The organism is Chryseobacterium sp. SIMBA_029, assembly GCF_046535275.1.
GTDB lineage: Bacteria > Bacteroidota > Bacteroidia > Flavobacteriales > Weeksellaceae > Chryseobacterium.
This window is the reverse complement of the sequence record NZ_JAWRXA010000267.1, coordinates 1-275: the sequence shown is the minus strand read 5'-3', so window position 1 is coordinate 275 and position 275 is coordinate 1. Positions and strand designations below refer to the sequence as shown.

The 275-nt window shown below is 50.2% G+C and carries 1 protein-coding gene; it reads left to right on the top strand.

Annotated features, from left to right (window positions below; genetic code table 11):
- Positions 1-275, top strand: a 275-nt coding sequence (locus SB679_RS24075) for a hypothetical protein (RefSeq protein WP_410704761.1), incomplete at both ends; no start/stop codon positions are given.

The following is a 275-nucleotide window of genomic DNA, read 5'->3' as shown; positions in this document are numbered from 1 at the left end:
CGTTTAAGGAAGCTGTCGAACAAGGGTTATATAAGCGTGTCTGTCTGCGGTTGGGTAGAGATTATGATCCAGCCGAAGAAGTGGCGTGGATGGCTGAGGTCTACAAATTCTATGGCGATGATGCCGAAGAAGAACTAGACGTGATACCCGCGCAAGGCTCAGGACGCTGGCTGACAATGGGGCAGCTAGAAAAGCTGCAAAATGAAGACAGTCAAGTAATCCGCTTTGTCGCGCCTAAAGAGTTTGAGCTATGGACTGAGGACGCACGTAACACC